Raw genomic sequence first — 15,983 nt, 5'->3', positions numbered from 1 at the left:
GGTCTCACTCAACAGCTTGGGTACAACGTGCGGGCGAGCCGGACAGCGAACTGCAGGCCGCCTCGTAAAAGGTGGTGATGTGGTACGGCGTGCTCGACGGCATGTCGGCGCGCAGACGCTGGCCGGCAGGGTCGATCACCTCGTTCCAGCCTTGCGCGTGCAGGAAGCGCGCCGACCACGCTGGCAGCAGGCGCGCGAGCATGGCGCCCTGTGTTTCCGTGCACAGTGCGAGGGCGCGGCCGTATTCGGTCTGCGCCCAGATGCGCTGGCTGGCGTCGCGCATCGTGCCGTCCAGGTCGAGCGACAGGCACACGCCCTGCGTGTCGGCATCCACGCCGTCGGCACAGGCCGCGTCCACTGCGCGGGCGAGGGTTTCGGCCAGATGGCGGCCGGCTTCGGAGCGCGTAAAGACGTCGGCGTGCGCGCGCACGAGATAGAACCATTCGAACTGGTGACCGGGTTCGATACGGTTGTCGGCGCTGGCTTCGTCGATCGGCAACTCGGCGATGCTGCCCGTGCGCGTGTCGATGAAGCGCGCGAGGATGCCATCGGCCAGCGTGCGCACGCCGGCCTCGGCCCATGCAGGCGGTTCGTCCAGCGCGGCGGCGGCCAGGTAGGCCTCGGTCAGATGCATCACCGGGTTCTGCGCGACGCCGGCCAGCGTGGTGCTGAACGTGGCGTCCATGGACGCGACCGGCAGCGGTTTGGCCCCGGCCCGCGCAAAGCTGCGGGCGATCACGTCGTGCGCGTCGTGCATCAGCGCGGCGGCACGCGGGTCGCCGCTCACGGCCAGCCAATGGGCTGCGGCAAACAGCACGAAGGCGTGCGTGTACAGATCCTTGGTGGTGTCGTGTGGGGCCAGCGCGCTGTCAATCGCAAACAGCCAGCCGCCGTAGATCGTGTCGCGAAAGCGCGTGTCCAGCGCATGGCACAGGGCGGCGGCGCGTTCGGCGCAGAGATCGCGGTGGCGCTTGGAGAGCTGCGTGGCGCGCGCAAAGGTATACAACTGCCGTGCACATGCCATCGCCCGGTAACGCGCCGTTGACGCAGGCACCAGCGCGCCGTTGTCGACCACGAGCGCTTCATAGCAGAGACCGGCGTGCGCGTTCCAGCCCGGGCCGAGCCACATGGGCAGCAGAACGTCGTCGTAGTAGCGGCCGAATGACTCCAGGGCAGCCGCAATGGCGGCGGACGGTTCGGCCGTGGCCGGATCGGGCTGCGGCGGCGTGGAGGGTTGTGAAAGCATGTGCGCGGTGATGATCGTGGCGGGCGTCGGCCCGTCGTAGCGCAGGCCAGCAGCTCGGATCTGTTCACCATAGGCGACGTGCATGGGTTCTACAGGTGAACAGGCCCGGGATTGTGCTCCAACTGGCGGCCCGGCGCCATGCACAACTGCCCCAATCCCGGTCACGGCGCAGGGTTGTGGGTCCAATGAAAGGTTTTTGCCGGATGCTGCCTGGGCGTGGGTTGTGCGAAGATGAATCACCCCTGGCTCCCCCTGGTCCTGCACTGATCCATGCACCGTCGCGACCTGCTCAAGCAGTTGGCCGCCGGGCTGTTCGCCCTGGCTCCTGGTTTGTCCCGCAGCGCCACGCCCGGCCCCGCCGTTGGCGCCCCCGAACCGTTTGACGAAGCCCGCCTGCTGGCGCGTGCTCGGGCGCTGGCCGTAAGGCCGTACCGGCCCCGCAGCACGCAATTGCCCAAGCCACTGGCCACGCTGGACTGGGACGGTTACCAATCCATCGGCTATCGCCCCGATCACGCCCTATGGGCCGGGCAGCATTTACCGTTCGAGGCCAAGTTCTTCCACCTGGGGCTGTTTTTCAAGTCGGCCGTGCAGATGCACGAGGTGGTTGACGGCCACGCCCGCTTGATTGCCTACGAACCTGCCATGTTCGATTACGGCAAGAGCGGGCTGGACCATCAGGCGCTGCCGGCCGATCTCGGCTTCGCCGGCTTTCGGCTGACCACCCATGCGGACCCGACGCGCGATGTGGCCGCCTTCCTGGGCGCCAGCTACTTTCGCGCCGTCGGCGGGCAGTGGCAGTACGGCATGTCGGCGCGGGGGCTGGCGATCGATACCGGTTTGCCCCGCGCAGAAGAGTTTCCGGACTTCACTGAATTCTGGCTGGTACGCCCGGCCGCCAATGCCGATACCTTGCGCGTCTACGCGTTGCTCGATTCCCCCAGCGTGGCCGGCATCTACCGCTTCGACATCCGCCCCGGCGACACGCTGGTGATGGACGTGGCCGCCACGCTCTACGTGCGCAAGCCGATCGAGCGTCTGGGCATCGCGCCGCTGACCAGCATGTTCCTTTACGGCGAAAACGACCGCACCGACCGCGCCGGCGATCGCCACAGCGCCGCCCGCCGCTGGCGTGCATCGGATTGGCGCCCGGAAATTCATGATTCCGACGGCCTGGCGATCTGGCGCGGCTCGGGCGAGTGGGTCTGGCGGCCGTTGGCCAATCCACCCATGCTGCGCAGCCAGCGCTTCGCCGACGACAGCCCGCGCGGCTTCGGGCTGCTGCAGCGCGATCGCAATCCCGATCATTACCAGGATGACGGCGTGTTCTATGAGAAGCGCCCGAGCGTGTGGGTCGAGCCCACGCATGACTGGGGTGAGGGCGCGGTGGAACTGGTGGAGCTGTCGGCCAACGATGAAACCTTCGACAACATCGTCGCGTTCTGGCGGCCGGCCGTGGTGCCACATGCCGGGCAGGAACTGGCGTTCGGCTATCGGCTGACGTGGGGTGCGCAGCCTGCAGCGGCCTCGCCGCTGGCGCGGGTGGTGGCCACGCGCACGGGCATCGGCGGCGTGGTGGGGCAGCCGCGCAAATACTTCTCGTGGCGGTTTGTCGTGGACTTTGCCGGCGGGGAGTTGTCGCGACTCGGGCGCAGTACGGCAGGCTCCACCGTGGAGCCTGTGATTCGAGCCTCGCGCGGGCGGGTGGAGATTGCCTCGGCGCGGCCGCTTGCGAGCATCGATGGTGTCCGGGCGATGTTTGATGTGGTGCCGGATGCGAGCAATGCGCCGATCGAGTTGTTGCTGACGTTGCAGTCTGGGGAGCGGTTGCTTTCCGAGACGTGGGCGTATCAGTGGACGCCGCCGGTGGATCGGGCGGTTTGATTCTTTGGCTTGCTTGATGGATGCGGGTGGTGCATCCCGCGTATCGCCCCTGCCGGGGCCGACTCCCTTTCTTTGTCTTGCCAAAGAAACGAAGCAAAGAAAGGCGCCACATAGGGCAGGGGACGGCCAAACCGTCGCTGCTGTTGGGCTAGTTGCGGCGCGGTGCCTTACTGAACTTCTTTGCCATTTCTGCCCAGCCTTCCGGGCCCAGCTTTTCCATCGTGGCGATATTCCGCTCGTAGATATCCGCTGCATCGGGTACGGCGGCTGCCGCACGGGCAATGCTGTCTTCGCGCAGCAGATGCAGGATCGGGGCAGGGGCGCGGTTGGTGGCGTTGGCAATGTCTTCGGGGTCGGCGTCGGCGAAGACGAAATCGGGGTGGAAGCTCGCCAGTTGCAGTTCGCCTTCGTAGCCGGCCTTGGCGAGCACGGATTCGGCGCGCTCGGTCAGCGTGTGGAAATCCAGGAAGTCCGCCAGGGCGGGGACGATCAGCAGCGTGGTGTCGATCTGTGCGGCGGGGGTGGCGTGCAGCAGATCCGCTTCGGCACGCAGGTGGTCGAGCACGTCGCCGTCCATCGTGGCGCGGCTGACGGCGTATCGGACCTGGCGCTTGACGTGCACGGCCTTGGCGAAGGGGCACAGGTTCAGGCCGATCACGGCGTCTTCCAGCCAGCGCTGCACGCGCGCGACGTGGCGGGCGGCGTCTTCCGCATTCAAGGACAGGGCATCGGCAGGCGGATCGAGCAGGACGAAATCGGGGGCGTGATTGGACACGGCACACAGGAGGGATGAGACAGCGCGCAGTGTAGTCGATGGCGTGGGAGCGCTTCTTGCGACGCAATGGGTGTTGTGATTTGCAACGTCCGGCGTGCGCCGTTGATGCGCGCCGAGATCACTTCGCGTGCTTCGTGCGCCGCTTATGTGGTCCGTCCATTCCGTGTTTTTGTAAAAAAGAAGGAGTTCAACCATGACCGAATTGCGCCTGAAAACCGCCCTCGCCGTAGCCGCCACGTTTGCCGTGTCGGCTGCTTTCGCACAGATGACGCCGGCACCGCAGACTTCACCGCAAACCACCGGCACCGTGCAGACCGCCCCACAAGGCGGGCCGGCCACTTCGTCGTCTGACCCGCTGGTGCAAAAGCGCATTGACGACAAGGCGGCCAGCGATGAATACAAGGCCCGCAAGTCTGACGCCAAGGCTGCCTACAAGGATGAAAAGAAGGCCGCCAAGGCCAATCGCAAGGCCGAGAAGAAGGAAGCCCGCGCCAAGCGCAAGGAAGCCATGAGTGAACAAGGCGGGCCTGCCCAGACGCCGAGCAGCGAAGGCAAGTAAGCCGCCGGCTGCGCATACGGCACCATGAAAAAAGGCGACCGAGAGTCGCCTTTTTTCTGGTTGTTGCGGTTGCCTTCAGTGCCCGCGCGTTGTTGGCAGGCGGACCTGCGCGACGGCCATTTCCCACTGGGCGATGCGGTGCTCAGCCTCGTCGCGGCTGATGACGGGGTGGAACGTGCGGGAGGCACGCCATTGCTGGGCGACTTCGTCCTCCCCCTGATAGAAGCCGGTGGCGATGCCGGCCAGGTAGGCTGCGCCGAGCGCAGTGGTTTCGATGATCTCGGGGCGCACGACCGGAATGCCGAGCAAATCCGCCTGAAACTGCAGCAGCAGGTTGTTGGCCGATGCGCCGCCATCGACGCGCAGTTCCGAGATGGTGGAAACGGCATCGCGCGTCATGGCTTGCAGCAGGGCGGTGCTCTGGAAGGCGATCGACTCCAGCGCCGCACGGGCGATATGGCCGATGGTCGTACCGCGCGACAGGCCGACGATGGCGCCTTGCGCGGTGGGGTCCCAGTACGGCGCGCCGAGGCCCGTGAACGACGGCACGAACACCACGCCACCGGAATCGGGCACCGAGGCGGCCAGACCTTCCACGTCGGCCGAGCGTTGGATGGCGCGCAGGCCGTCGCGCAGCCACTGCACCACCGCGCCGCCCACGAACACGCTGCCTTCGAGCGCGTAGCTGCGCTTCGGGCCGCTCTGGCAGGCCGCCGTGCTGATCAGGCCGTTGTGCGACTGGACTGCCTTGTCGCCCGTGTTCAGCAGCATGAAGCAGCCGGTGCCGTAGGTGTTCTTGGCCATGCCGGGCTTGAAGCAGGCCTGCCCGAAGAGCGCGGATTGCTGGTCGCCCGCAATGCCGCCGATGGTGAGCGAGGCGCCGAGCCAGTCGGCATCGGTTTGCCCAAATTGATACGCGGACGGATGCACCTCGGGCAAGAGGCTCGGGTGGATGTCGAGCGCGCGCATCAGGTCCGCATCCCACTCGCCGGTGTGGATGTTCCACAGCATCGTGCGCGAGGCGTTCGATACGTCGGTCACGTGCAGGCGGCCGCGCGTGAGTTGCCACACTAGCCAGCTGTCGATGGTGCCGAAGGCGAGTTCGCCACGCGCGGCGCGCTCGCGGGCACCGTCCACGTGGTCGAGAATCCAGCGCAGCTTGGTGGCGGAAAAATACGGATCGATGATCAGGCCGGTGCGCTTGCGCACCTCGTCTTCCAGACCCTCGGCGCGCAGGCGCTCGCAGATGGCTTCTGTGCGGCGGTCCTGCCAGACGATGGCATTGAAGATCGGCTTGCCCGTGGCGCGCTCCCACACCATGGTGGTTTCGCGTTGGTTGGTGATGCCAAGCGCCGCCATGTCGGCGGCGGAGAGCTTGGCTTGTTCGAGTGCGGCGCGGCAGGTGGCGAGCTGGCTGTTCCAGATGTCGAACGGGTCATGCTCCACCCAGCCGGGCTGCGGAAAATGCTGGGGAAACTCCTGCTGGGCGCTGGCGACGATCTGGCCGGCGCGGTTGAAGACGATGGCGCGTGAGCTGGACGTGCCCTGGTCGAGCGCGAGGAGGTATTCCATAAGGCAGAAAAGAGTGACCGCCGGGCACGGTCAGCCGTATCCGGCGGTAAGTGAAACGAATGCAGGCATGGTAGCCCGCCGGCAGACGGTTGGTCGACCGGCGGATACGCGATTTAACGCACCTTGCCTGCCTTCCAGGCTGCGAGCAGCTTGTCGTAGGCCACCGTCTCACCCTTCGGACGCTCGTTGTCGAGCTTCTTCCACGGGGCGTGTTCGGTCGACAGCCACTTGGCCGGATCGCTTTCCGGGTTCAGCTTGGGCGCGCAGTTCTTCATGCCGGCGCGCTGCAGGCGACCCATCACCTGGTCCATTTCCTTGGCCAGGTTGTCCATCGCGCCTTGCGGCGTCTTTTCGCCCGTGACGGCCGTGGCGACGTTCTTCCACCACAGCTGCGCCAGCTTCGGATAGTCGGGCACGTTGTTGCCGGTCGGCGTCCAGGCCACACGGGCCGGGCTGCGGTAGAACTCGATCAGGCCGCCGTACTTGGCTGCGTTCTTGGTGAAGTAGTCGCTGTGGATGTCGGAGTCACGAATGAACGTGAGGCCGGTGATCGACTTCTTGAGCGACACGGTCTTCGACGTGACGAACTGTGCGTACAGCCAGGCTGCCGAGCGGCGCTCGAACGGAGTGGACTTGAAGAACGTCCACGAGCCGACGTCCTGGTAGCCGTTCTGCATGCCGTCCTTCCAGTACGGGCCGTGTGGCGACGGCGCCATGCGCCACTTGGGCGAGCCGTCGGCGTTCACGACCGGGCCCGGCTTGGTCATCGGCGCGGTGAAGGCGCTGTACCAGAACACCTGCTGGGCGATGTGGCCTTGCGCAGGCACCGGGCCCGCTTCGTTGAAGGTCATGCCGGTCGCTTCGGGCGGCGCGTACTTCTTCATCCAGTCGATGTACTTGGTGAGGGCGTACACGGCGGCCGGGCTGTTGGTGGCACCACCACGCGACATCGAGGCGCCCACCGGCGCGCAGCCTTCCACGCGGATACCCCATTCGTCGACCGGCAGGCCGTTCGGGATGCCCTTGTCGGCCGAACCGGCCATCGACAGCCAGGCGTCGGTAAAGCGCCAGCCGAGCGAGGGGTCCTTCTTGCCGTAATCCATGTGGCCGTAGACGCGCTTGCCGTCCAGCTCCTTCACGTCGTTCGTGAAGAAGTTGGCGATGTCTTCATAGGCCGTCCAGTTGACGGGCACGCCCAGGTCGTAGCCGTATTTGGCCTTGAACTTGTCTTGCAGGTCCTTGCGGGCAAACCAGTCCGCGCGGAACCAGTACAGGTTGGCGAACTGCTGGTCGGGCAGCTGATACAGCTTGCCGTCGGATGCGGTGGTGAAGCTCGTGCCGATGAAGTCCTTCAGGTCCAGGCCCGGGTTGGTGAACTCCTTGCCTTCGCCGGCCATGTAGTCGGACAGCGGCATCACCACGCCATAGCGGTAGTGCGTGCCGATCAGGTCCGAGTCGGAGATCCAGCCGTCATAGATGCTCTTGCCCGACTGCATCGAGGTCTGCAGTTTTTCGACGACATCGCCTTCCTGCATGATGTCGTGCTTGACCTTGATGCCGGTGATTTCTTCGAAGGCCTTGGCCAGCGTCTTCGATTCATACGCGTGCGTGTCGAGCGTTTCCGACACCACGTGGATCTCGGTCACGCCCTTGGCCTTGAGCTTGGCTGCGGCGTCGATGAACCATTTCATTTCCGCCATCTGCTTGTCTTGCGACAGCGTGCTGGGCTGGAACTCGCTGCTGATCCACTTCTTGGCTTCGGCTTCGCCGGCATGGGCTGCGCCGACTGCCAGGGCGCTCGCCAGTGCAATGGCACTGATCTGAAGCGTCATGCGCCAGGATGTTTTCATCGGTATCTCCTCGTGCTTGTTGGCTTGTTGTTCTCCCCGCAGCGAAAACATCCGGCATTCCGACGCGGGGAGCGTGATGGAATGCCTGTGCCCGTACGTCAATTTGGGCGTGGAAGCATCAAACCGTGCTGATGCCCCCGGACCTGCAAATTCATGGGCGATGCACCTGCATCAGCCGCGCCACATCACGATCACCAGCACCACCATCGAGGCGATGAAGCCGCCCCAGGCGCTGGTCTCTTCCGACGTGAGCCCAACCCACGCCAGGTTGATATAGGCGGCAGTCAGCAGGCCGATGAAGAGGCGGTCGCCGCGCGTGGTGGCAATGGGCAGGAAGCCCTTGCGCTCCACCGTGGGGCGGGACACTTCCCACACCGTCATGCTGGCCAGCATCAAGGCGATGCAGCCGAAGAAGATCGCCACTTCGGGCGTCCAGGCCATCCAGCTGAACATGGCTGTGTCTCCCGTTCTTGTTTTAGACGCGGCCCATCGCAAAACCCTTTGCGATGTAGTTCCGCACAAACCAGATCACCAGCGCGCCGGGAATGATCGTCAGCACACCGGCTGCGGCCAGCACGCCCCAGTCCATGCCCGAGGCCGACACCGTGCGCGTCATCACTGCGGTGATGGGTTTGGCATCGACCGAGGTGAGCGTGCGCGCGAGCAGCAGCTCCACCCAGCTGAACATGAAGCAGAAGAACGCCGTGACGCCCACGCCCGCCTTGATGAGCGGCAGGAAGATCTTCAGGAAGAACTTGGGGAAGCTGTAGCCGTCGATGTAGGCCGTCTCGTCAATCTCGCGCGGGATGCCCGACATGAAACCTTCGAGAATCCACACCGCCAGCGGCACGTTGAACAGCATGTGCGCCAGCGCCACGCCCAGGTGGGTGTCCATCAGGCCGACCGTCGAATACAGCTGGAAGAACGGCAGCAGGAACACCGCGGGCGGCGTCATGCGGTTCGTCAGCAGCCAGAAGAACATGTGCTTGTCACCCAGGAAGCGATAGCGCGAGAAGGCGTAGGCGGCCGGTAGCGCCACCACGGTCGAGAGCACCGTGTTCATCGTCACGTAGATGATGGAGTTGATGTAACCCCAGTACCACGATGGGTCGGTGAAGATGATCTTGTAGTTGTCGAACGTGACGAGCCTGGGCCAGATCGAGAAGCCGGCCAGCGTCTCCTCGTTGGTCTTGAGCGACATGCTCAACATCCAGTACAGCGGCAGCACGGCAAACGCCACGTACACCGCCAGCGTGATCGCGCGGGCGATCTTGCGCTGGTGTTCGTTGTTGTTGTTCTTACGCATGGTCGTCTCCCACGGCCGTGCCGGCGCTGCCCATGCGTTGCATCCAGTTGTAGAGGACGAAGCAGAACAGCAGGATGATGAGGAAGTACACGATCGAGAACGCCGCCGCCGGGCCCAGGTCGAACTGGCCGACCGCCTTCTGTGTCAGGTATTGCGACAGGAATGTCGTGGCGTTGCCGGGGCCGCCGCCGGTCAGCACGAACGGCTCGGTGTAGATCATGAAGCTGTCCATGAAGCGCAGCAGCACGCCGATCATCAGCACGCCGCGCATCTTCGGCAGCTGGATGTAGCGGAACACTGCCAGGCGGCTCGCGCCGTCAATCTCGGCCGCCTGATAGAAGGCATCCGGAATCGAACGCAGGCCGGCATACGCCAGCAGCGCCACCAGCGGCGTCCAGTGCCACACGTCCATGATCAGCACGGTGATCCACGCATCGAACGAGTGCGACGTGTAGTTGTAGTCGACACCCATCTGGTTGAGCCAGTAGCCGGCCAGGCCGATATCGGAGCGGCCGAAGATCTGCCAGATCGTGCCGACCACGTTCCAGGGAATCAGCAGCGGCATGGCGAGCACCACCAGCGCAGCCGAGGCTTTCCAACCCTTGGACGGCATCGACAGCGCCAGGCCGATGCCCAGCGGAATCTCAACGGCCAGCACGCACAGCGAGAAGATCAGCTGGCGGGTGAGCGCGTCCTGGAGATCGCCGTCGCGCAGGATCTGCCGGAACCAGTCGACACCCACGAATACGTGCTGCTCGGGGCTGATGATGTCCTGCACCGAGTAGTTCACCACCGTCATCAGCGGCAGGATCGCGGAGAACGCCACGCACAGGAACACCGGCAGGATCAGGAACCACGCCTTGTTGTTGAGCGGCTTGTTCATCGGCCGATCCTCTCGTCATTGCTGTAGTACAGCGTCTGCGGCGCATCCAGGCGCAGCCACACGCGCGATTCGGTCACGCTCACCTCGTTGGGCAGCTTGGCCTTGATGGGCAGGCCGCCGGCCTCACCCAGGCTGGCCGTCAGCAACTGGTGCGTACCAAGTTGCTGCACCTGGTGCACGTTGGCTGCCACGGTGCCGACTTCACCGGGGGCGGCCAACTGCACGAATTCCGGGCGGATGCCGAGCTTGAGCGAACCGTTTGCGTTCTTGAGCGTGCTCAGCGTGTCGCGCCCCACCGACAGGCGCTGATCGCCCAGCGCGATCACATCGCCATCCACCGTCACCGGATAGAGGTTCATGCCCGGGCTGCCGATGAAATAGCCAACGAAGGTGTGGTCGGGCCGCTCGAACAGCGCTTCCGGTCCGCCTTGCTGCACGACCTTGCCTTCGGTCATGACGACCACCTCGTCGGCAAAGGTCAGCGCTTCCACCTGATCGTGCGTCACGTAGATCAGCGTGAGCTTGAGCTGCTGGTGAATCTTCTTGAGCTGGCGACGCAGTTGCCACTTCAGGTGCGGATCGATGACGGTGAGCGGCTCATCGAACAGGATGGCCGCCACGTCTTTGCGCACCAGGCCGCGGCCCAGCGAGATCTTCTGCTTGGCATCCGCTGCCAGGCCGGAGGCGCGGCGCTTGAGCGCGTGTTGCAGCTCCAGAATCTCGGCCACTTCCTCCACGCGCTTCTTCACTTCGGCTTCCGGTGTCTTGCGATTGCGCAGCGGGAAGGCGAGGTTGTCGAACACCGTCATCGTGTCGTAGATGACCGGGAACTGGAACACCTGCGCGATGTTGCGCTCGCGCGGGCTTGCGTGCGTGACGTCACGGTCGTCAAACAGCACCTGGCCTTCCGACGGCGTGAGCAGCCCCGAGATGATGTTCAGCAGCGTGGACTTGCCGCAGCCCGACGGGCCCAGCAGAGCGTACGCGCCGCCGTCGCGCCACGTCATGTTCATCGGCTGAAGCGCGTAGTCGCTCAGGCTTTGCGGATTCGGGCGGTAGCTGTGCCCCAGGTTGCGGAATTCAATGCGTGCCATGTGCGCCTCCCTGCTTGGGCGCGCTCACCAGCTTGCCCGCGTCATCGAACAGGAACAGTTCGGCCGGATCGACAAACACGTCCAGCGCCGCCCCGAGTTCGAACTCGTGCACGCCGGGCAACTGCGCGACCAGGCCGATCGCGTTCGACTGGCCGGCGGCATGGGCGCGCACGTGCAGATACGTTTCGGAACCCGACAACTCGGCCAGTTCCACCGTGCCCGGCAGGGCTACGGCGCCCCCGTTGCGCGGCGCCAGGCGGATGTGGCTCGGACGCAGGCCGATGCGGCAGCGCGTGCCGGCCGCCATCGGCAGCGGGCGCGTCCATGCAACGTCAATGCCTTGCGGCAGGCGGATCTGGTTGCCTTCCACCACGGTGGCCTCCAGCACGTTCATCGGCGGGTCGTTGAAGATGGCCGCCGCGTTGACCGACACCGGCACTTCATACATGTCGAGCGTCGGGCCGTCCTGCAGCACGCGGCCTTCATGCATGACGACGGTGTGGCCGCCCAGCAGCAGCGCTTCCTGTGGCTCGGTGGTGGCGTAGACGACGGTCGTGCCGCCATCGGCAAAGAGCGATGCCAACTCGGCACGCAGTTCTTCGCGCAGCTTGTAGTCGAGGTTGACGAGGGGTTCGTCGAGCAGCACCAGCGGTGCTCGCTTGACCAGTGCCCGCGCCAGCGCGCAGCGCTGCTGCTGGCCGCCCGACAGCTCGGCCGGCAGGCGCTGCAGCAGGTGCTCGATGTGCAGTTTGGCGGCCACGGCACGCACGCGCGTGTCGATTTCGCCCTTGTTGGTGCCCTGCAGACGCAGCGGCGAGGCGATGTTGTCGTACACCGTCATCGCCGGGTAGTTGATGAATTGCTGGTACACCATCGCCAGATTGCGATCGCGCACTCCTACGCCCGTCACATCCTTGCCGTCGACCACTACGCGGCCGGTGGTCGGCCGATCCAGCCCGGCCATGATGCGCATCAACGTGGTCTTGCCGGCTTGCGTCGGCCCCAGCAGCACGTTGATGGCGCCGGGCGCCAGCCGCAGGCTGGTCGGGTACAGGTGCGTCTGCGCCCCGACCATGGCCGTAACCTGGTCCAGTTCCAGAATCAATTGATGTCTCCCGTCTTACTGCTTTGATTTCTTGATGTCTTTGGCTCGTGCGCCCGGCCCCGGTGCTTCAGGGCGCCCGTTCTGCCACTGGCGCGGTCTCGCCTTCCGGCAGGTGCCGCGCCAGCCAGCCTTCCAGGCGGCTGCGGTCGGCATCGCTGGCGTGCAGGCCCAGCTTGGTCCGCCGCCACAGGATGTCCTGCGCCGTGCGGGCCCATTCGTGTTCGATCAGGTAGCGGATTTCGGCTTCGTACAGACCGGGCGTCACTTCGGCGCCCAGCTCTTCCAGCCGCGTGGCGCCGGCCAGCAGCGTGTTCACGCGTGTGCCGTACTGGTGCGCATAGCGCATCGCAAGCTGGGTCGGCAACCACGGCAAACGTTTTTGCAGGCGGGTCACAAAATCGTCGAAGGTGTATTCGGCTACCAGCTGCCCAGGCGCTTCCAGATCGCCGCCCGGCAGCGATGCGGTGGCCGTCCACGAAGGCTTGCCGGCCAGCGGCAGATGCGGAGCCAGTTGGTCCAGCGCTTCTTCGGCCAGCTTGCGGTAGGTCGTGATCTTGCCGCCCCACACGTTGATGAGCGGCGCGCTGCCGCCGTCGGCGCCGGTTTCGCATTCGACCAGGTAATCGCGCGTGATGGCCGAGGCGTTGGCGGCGCTGTCGTCCAGCAGCGGCCGCACCCCCGAGTAGCTCCACACAACGTCGGCTGGCGTCAGCTGCTGGGTGAAATAGCGGCTGGCCATTTCACACAGGTATTCGATTTCGCCCGCGTCGATGGCCACTTGGTCCACCGAGCCCTTGTATTCCAGATCCGTCGTGCCGATCAGCGTGAAATCGTCCTGGTACGGGATCGCAAACACGATCCGCCCGTCCGGGTTCTGGAAGATATAAGCGAACGGGTGATCGAACATCCGCCGCACCACGATGTGGCTGCCCTTGATCAGCCGCAGGCCGCGCGTGCTCGGCAGCGCGTGCGCGGAGCGGGCGAACTCCGCTGCCCACGGCCCGGCCGCATTGACGATGGCCTTGGCGCGCACGGAGCGGATGCCGTCCGGGCCGGCCAGCGAGGCGTGCCAGCCATCGGCGCGGCGCTCGGCGTTCAAGCAGCGCGTACGGGTGAAGATCTGCGCGCCGCGGTCCGCCGCGTCGCGGGCGTTGAGCACCACCAGGCGGGCGTCGTCCACCCAGCCGTCGGAATAGACGAAACCACGCGTGTAACCCGCCTTGAGCGGCTTGCCCGCCGGATGCCGCGCCAGCTTGATCGATTCGGAGCCCGGCAGAAAGCGCCGGCGCGCCAGATGGTCATAGAGGAAAAGGCCAGCGCGGATCATCCACGCTGGGCGTTGCGCGGCATCGTGCGGCATCACGAAACGCAGCGGCCACATGATGTGCGGCGCCATGCGCAGCAGCACCTCGCGCTCCTGTAGCGCCTTGCGCACCAGGCTGAATTCGTAATATTCGAGGTAACGCAGCCCGCCGTGGATCAGCTTGGTCGAGGCCGAAGAGGTGTGCTGGGCCAGGTCGTCCTTTTCACACAAGACCACCGACAGGCCACGACCCACGGCATCACGGGCGATACCGACGCCGTTGATGCCGCCTCCGACCACCAGGAGATCACAGTCCAGATGCGACGCGTCAGTGAGTTGCATGGGTTGGAATCTGTTGATTTGCGCGTCTTTTCTTGCGAATAGTGACGCGTTGGCGGATAGTTTAGTGGAGAGCGAAAATAAAGCAACATAGGGAATCGCCTGATCCGCTCATATGTGTTCGTTTATGTTCATTTCGTGACTTGATGCTTCCGCGACACCGCCAGATCCTCGAATACGTCCGCCAGCACGGCGATGCCTCCGTCGACGCGCTTGCCCGCGTGCTCGGCGTCACTACGCAAACCATCCGCCGCGATATCCGTCAGCTCGAAGACGAGCGGCTGCTGGCGCGTTACCACGGTGGCGTCGGCTTGCCGTCTTCGGTCGAGAACATCGACTACGACCAGCGCCAGGTCCTGCACATCGATGCGAAGCGCCGCATTGCCGAAGTTGTCGCGCGCCATGTCGAGCCCGGCCGCTCGCTCATCATCAATATCGGGACGACCACCGAAGAAGTCTCCAAGGCGCTGGTCGGCCAGAACGGGCCGCGGGGCCTGCGCGTCATTACCAACAATCTGAACGTCGCGTCGATCCTGTCGGGCAGCCCCGATGCCGAGGTCATCGTCGCCGGCGGCCTCGTGCGCAATCGCGACCGCGGCATCGTCGGCGAGGCCACGATCGACTTCATGAAGCAGTTCCGCGTCGACATTGGCATCATCGGCGTCTCCAGCATCGACGAAGACGGCACGCTGCTCGACTACGACTACCGTGAGGTGCGCGTCGCCCAGGCCATCATCGAGCAGTCTCGCGAAGTCTGGCTCGTGGCCGATCACTCCAAGTTTGGCCGTCGCGCGGTCGTCCGCCTGGGCCACGTGTCGCAGATCGACAAATTCTTCACCGACATCCCCGTACCCGAGCCGATGGCCGAAGTCTTCCGCGCCGCTGAGGTCGACGTTGTCGTCGCCAGCGAAACGCCCTGACGTTTGATCTGGCACTGCCGCAGTCTTCGCTTCGTCGACTACAGTGAAATGACAAGGCGCGCACCTTGCGGGCCTCTCTGGCATCCGGACTCGACACACGGGGAGCGGCGTGAGCAAGTACTCACATGCGGCAATCCTTTCGATCTTCGCGAGCATCGTCACCGAGCACATCGCTGCGCTGCGCGATGCCCTTGCCAAGCTGGCCGCGCCCGGCCCCAGCGACGAAGATCTGCACCAGTTCCGCGTCACCCTGCGCCGGCTGCGTTCCGCCTGGGTGACGTTCGCGCCGGTCTTGCCGACCCGCTTCGTTGCGGAATGGAAACCCCGCTTGCGTGCGCTCGCCGCATCTACCGGCCCGGTGCGCGAATGGGACGTACTCCTTTCGGATTGGCTCCCCGCCGCCCGGCAGTCCTTGCCCGACCACGACGTAGTCGGACGGGTGTGGCTGGACAAGGCTGTTGCCAAATCCAAAGAGGCGCGCAACCGCGCCTGGGAGGAATTGCGTGCCGAGCTGGCCTCGCCGGATGTGCAGGAAGCGCTCCTCCAACTGGAACAGGTGGTCGCGGTGTTCCATATAGAAGGTGAGCCCAAGCGGCATTCCCGCTTCGCTCATGCCCGGGCCGGGGCGCTCCGAAAGAAGCTGATTCATCGCGGGCGCCACCCCAGGCGATCGTCCGCGCTGCGGTTGCATCGCGCCCGCATCGTCGCCAAGCAGTGGCGCTATCTATATGAGGCGTTCTACCCGGCGCTCGGGGCGCGCGCGGCCAAGCGCTACCGGGGGCATCTGCGCAAACTGCAGGATGCCCTGGGCGAGGTGCACGACGTGAGCGTCTCTCTTGATCGCGTCACCGGCTTGTTGGATGCGCTTCCGCCGCCATCTATAGTGAGCGTCTTTCACAAGCGCGCCCGCGCCGCACGGAAGCGGGCGGTCCAGGGACTGCGTTGGATACGGTCCCATAAGGCGCCGTGAGCATCCGAAAAGATGCGGAAAGACCCCTCGGAAAGAAAGGGCTTGCGCTCTCCGAAAAACCCGCCTAATATTCGCCCCTCGCTGCGAAACACAGCGCCGAAACGCAAGGGACGGCGGGGTGTTGAAGTGGCGGAGAAGCAGTGTTGGAGCGGGTTTCCGGTCGATTGAGAGGTTGGC

Annotated in this window: 14 protein-coding genes; 4 read left to right on the top strand and 10 right to left on the bottom strand. The window is 65.1% G+C overall.

From position 1 onward, the window contains the following. Positions 1-4: 4 nt before the first annotated feature. Positions 5-1,246, bottom strand: coding sequence for an AGE family epimerase/isomerase (locus R2N16_RS24255; RefSeq protein WP_316669428.1), 1,242 nt, complete (start codon positions 1,244-1,246; stop codon positions 5-7). 270 nt (positions 1,247-1,516) lie between these two features. Here R2N16_RS24255 and R2N16_RS24250 point away from each other — a divergent pair, with 270 nt between their 5' ends. Continuing rightward, complete coding sequence (locus R2N16_RS24250; RefSeq protein WP_316669395.1) at positions 1,517-3,130, top strand: OpgD/OpgG family glucan biosynthesis protein; 1,614 nt, start codon at positions 1,517-1,519, stop codon at positions 3,128-3,130. 148 nt (positions 3,131-3,278) lie between these two features. On the opposite strand, the gene R2N16_RS24245 is transcribed toward R2N16_RS24250, so the two are convergent. Continuing rightward, positions 3,279-3,905, bottom strand: coding sequence for a DUF1415 domain-containing protein (locus R2N16_RS24245; RefSeq protein WP_316669393.1), 627 nt, complete (start codon positions 3,903-3,905; stop codon positions 3,279-3,281). A 193-nt stretch (positions 3,906-4,098) separates the two neighbouring features. On the opposite strand from R2N16_RS24245, the gene R2N16_RS24240 reads away from it, so the two are divergent. Further along, complete coding sequence (locus tag R2N16_RS24240) at positions 4,099-4,464, top strand: hypothetical protein (RefSeq protein ID WP_316669392.1); 366 nt, start codon at positions 4,099-4,101, stop codon at positions 4,462-4,464. 75 nt (positions 4,465-4,539) lie between these two features. Here R2N16_RS24240 and glpK read toward each other — a convergent pair whose 3' ends face one another. The 8 genes from glpK to glpD all read right to left on the bottom strand — a co-directional run bounded on the left by glpK (position 4,540) and on the right by glpD (position 13,919). Next, the gene (gene glpK / locus R2N16_RS24235) at positions 4,540-6,036 is read right to left on the bottom strand and encodes a glycerol kinase GlpK (protein ID WP_316669390.1); all 1,497 of its coding nucleotides are present in this window, start codon (positions 6,034-6,036) and stop codon (positions 4,540-4,542) included. A gap of 113 nt (positions 6,037-6,149) precedes the next feature. After that, positions 6,150-7,886: an ABC transporter substrate-binding protein gene (locus R2N16_RS24230; RefSeq protein ID WP_316669388.1), complete on the bottom strand. Its 1,737-nt coding sequence runs from the start codon at positions 7,884-7,886 to the stop codon at positions 6,150-6,152. 171 nt (positions 7,887-8,057) lie between these two features. Next, on the bottom strand, positions 8,058-8,339 hold the full coding sequence (locus R2N16_RS24225) for a DUF2160 domain-containing protein (protein ID WP_316669386.1): 282 nt from the start codon (positions 8,337-8,339) through the stop codon (positions 8,058-8,060). A 22-nt stretch (positions 8,340-8,361) separates the two neighbouring features. After that, the gene (locus tag R2N16_RS24220) at positions 8,362-9,192 is read right to left on the bottom strand and encodes a carbohydrate ABC transporter permease (protein ID WP_316669385.1); all 831 of its coding nucleotides are present in this window, start codon (positions 9,190-9,192) and stop codon (positions 8,362-8,364) included. After that, positions 9,185-10,075, bottom strand: a complete 891-nt coding sequence (locus R2N16_RS24215; protein ID WP_316669383.1) for a carbohydrate ABC transporter permease — start codon at positions 10,073-10,075, stop codon at positions 9,185-9,187. The genes R2N16_RS24220 and R2N16_RS24215 overlap by 8 nt, the downstream gene beginning before the upstream one ends. After that, on the bottom strand, positions 10,072-11,169 hold the full coding sequence (locus R2N16_RS24210) for an ABC transporter ATP-binding protein (protein ID WP_316669380.1): 1,098 nt from the start codon (positions 11,167-11,169) through the stop codon (positions 10,072-10,074). Before R2N16_RS24210 ends, R2N16_RS24215 begins: the two co-directional genes overlap by 4 nt. Next, positions 11,156-12,274 carry an ABC transporter ATP-binding protein gene (locus R2N16_RS24205; protein ID WP_316669379.1) on the bottom strand — a complete coding sequence of 373 codons (1,119 nt, stop codon included), beginning with the start codon at positions 12,272-12,274 and terminating at the stop codon, positions 11,156-11,158. Before R2N16_RS24205 ends, R2N16_RS24210 begins: the two co-directional genes overlap by 14 nt. A 67-nt stretch (positions 12,275-12,341) precedes the next feature. Next, complete coding sequence (glpD, locus tag R2N16_RS24200; RefSeq protein WP_316669377.1) at positions 12,342-13,919, bottom strand: glycerol-3-phosphate dehydrogenase; 1,578 nt, start codon at positions 13,917-13,919, stop codon at positions 12,342-12,344. Positions 13,920-14,062: 143 nt separating this feature from the next. Here glpD and R2N16_RS24195 point away from each other — a divergent pair, with 143 nt between their 5' ends. Next, positions 14,063-14,836 (top strand): DeoR/GlpR family DNA-binding transcription regulator, encoded by a 774-nt coding sequence (locus R2N16_RS24195; RefSeq protein WP_316669375.1) that lies wholly within the window; start codon positions 14,063-14,065, stop codon positions 14,834-14,836. Positions 14,837-14,945: 109 nt separating this feature from the next. After that, complete coding sequence (locus R2N16_RS24190; protein ID WP_316669373.1) at positions 14,946-15,806, top strand: CHAD domain-containing protein; 861 nt, start codon at positions 14,946-14,948, stop codon at positions 15,804-15,806. The last annotated feature ends 177 nt before the right edge of the window (positions 15,807-15,983 follow it).

Source organism: Ralstonia psammae, from assembly GCF_958405935.1.
Classification (GTDB): Bacteria; Pseudomonadota; Gammaproteobacteria; order Burkholderiales; family Burkholderiaceae; genus Ralstonia; species Ralstonia psammae.
The sequence above is the reverse complement of the archived record's forward strand: the minus strand, read 5'-3'. Positions and strand labels throughout refer to the sequence as shown.

Bases quoted from the DNA above. Each gene is read 5' to 3' on its own strand.
- R2N16_RS24255 (WP_316669428.1), bottom strand. From the start codon at position 1,246: ATGCTTTCACAACCCTCCACGCCGCCGCAGCCCGATCCGGCCACGGCC.
- R2N16_RS24250 (WP_316669395.1), top strand. From the start codon at position 1,517: ATGCACCGTCGCGACCTGCTCAAGCAGTTGGCCGCCGGGCTGTTCGCC.
- R2N16_RS24240 (WP_316669392.1), top strand. From the start codon at position 4,099: ATGACCGAATTGCGCCTGAAAACCGCCCTCGCCGTAGCCGCCACGTTT.
- glpK (WP_316669390.1), bottom strand. From the start codon at position 6,036: ATGGAATACCTCCTCGCGCTCGACCAGGGCACGTCCAGCTCACGCGCC.
- R2N16_RS24230 (WP_316669388.1), bottom strand. From the start codon at position 7,886: ATGAAAACATCCTGGCGCATGACGCTTCAGATCAGTGCCATTGCACTG.
- R2N16_RS24225 (WP_316669386.1), bottom strand. From the start codon at position 8,339: ATGTTCAGCTGGATGGCCTGGACGCCCGAAGTGGCGATCTTCTTCGGC.
- R2N16_RS24220 (WP_316669385.1), bottom strand. From the start codon at position 9,192: ATGCGTAAGAACAACAACAACGAACACCAGCGCAAGATCGCCCGCGCG.
- R2N16_RS24215 (WP_316669383.1), bottom strand. From the start codon at position 10,075: ATGAACAAGCCGCTCAACAACAAGGCGTGGTTCCTGATCCTGCCGGTG.
- R2N16_RS24210 (WP_316669380.1), bottom strand. From the start codon at position 11,169: ATGGCACGCATTGAATTCCGCAACCTGGGGCACAGCTACCGCCCGAAT.
- glpD (WP_316669377.1), bottom strand. From the start codon at position 13,919: ATGCAACTCACTGACGCGTCGCATCTGGACTGTGATCTCCTGGTGGTC.
- R2N16_RS24195 (WP_316669375.1), top strand. From the start codon at position 14,063: ATGCTTCCGCGACACCGCCAGATCCTCGAATACGTCCGCCAGCACGGC.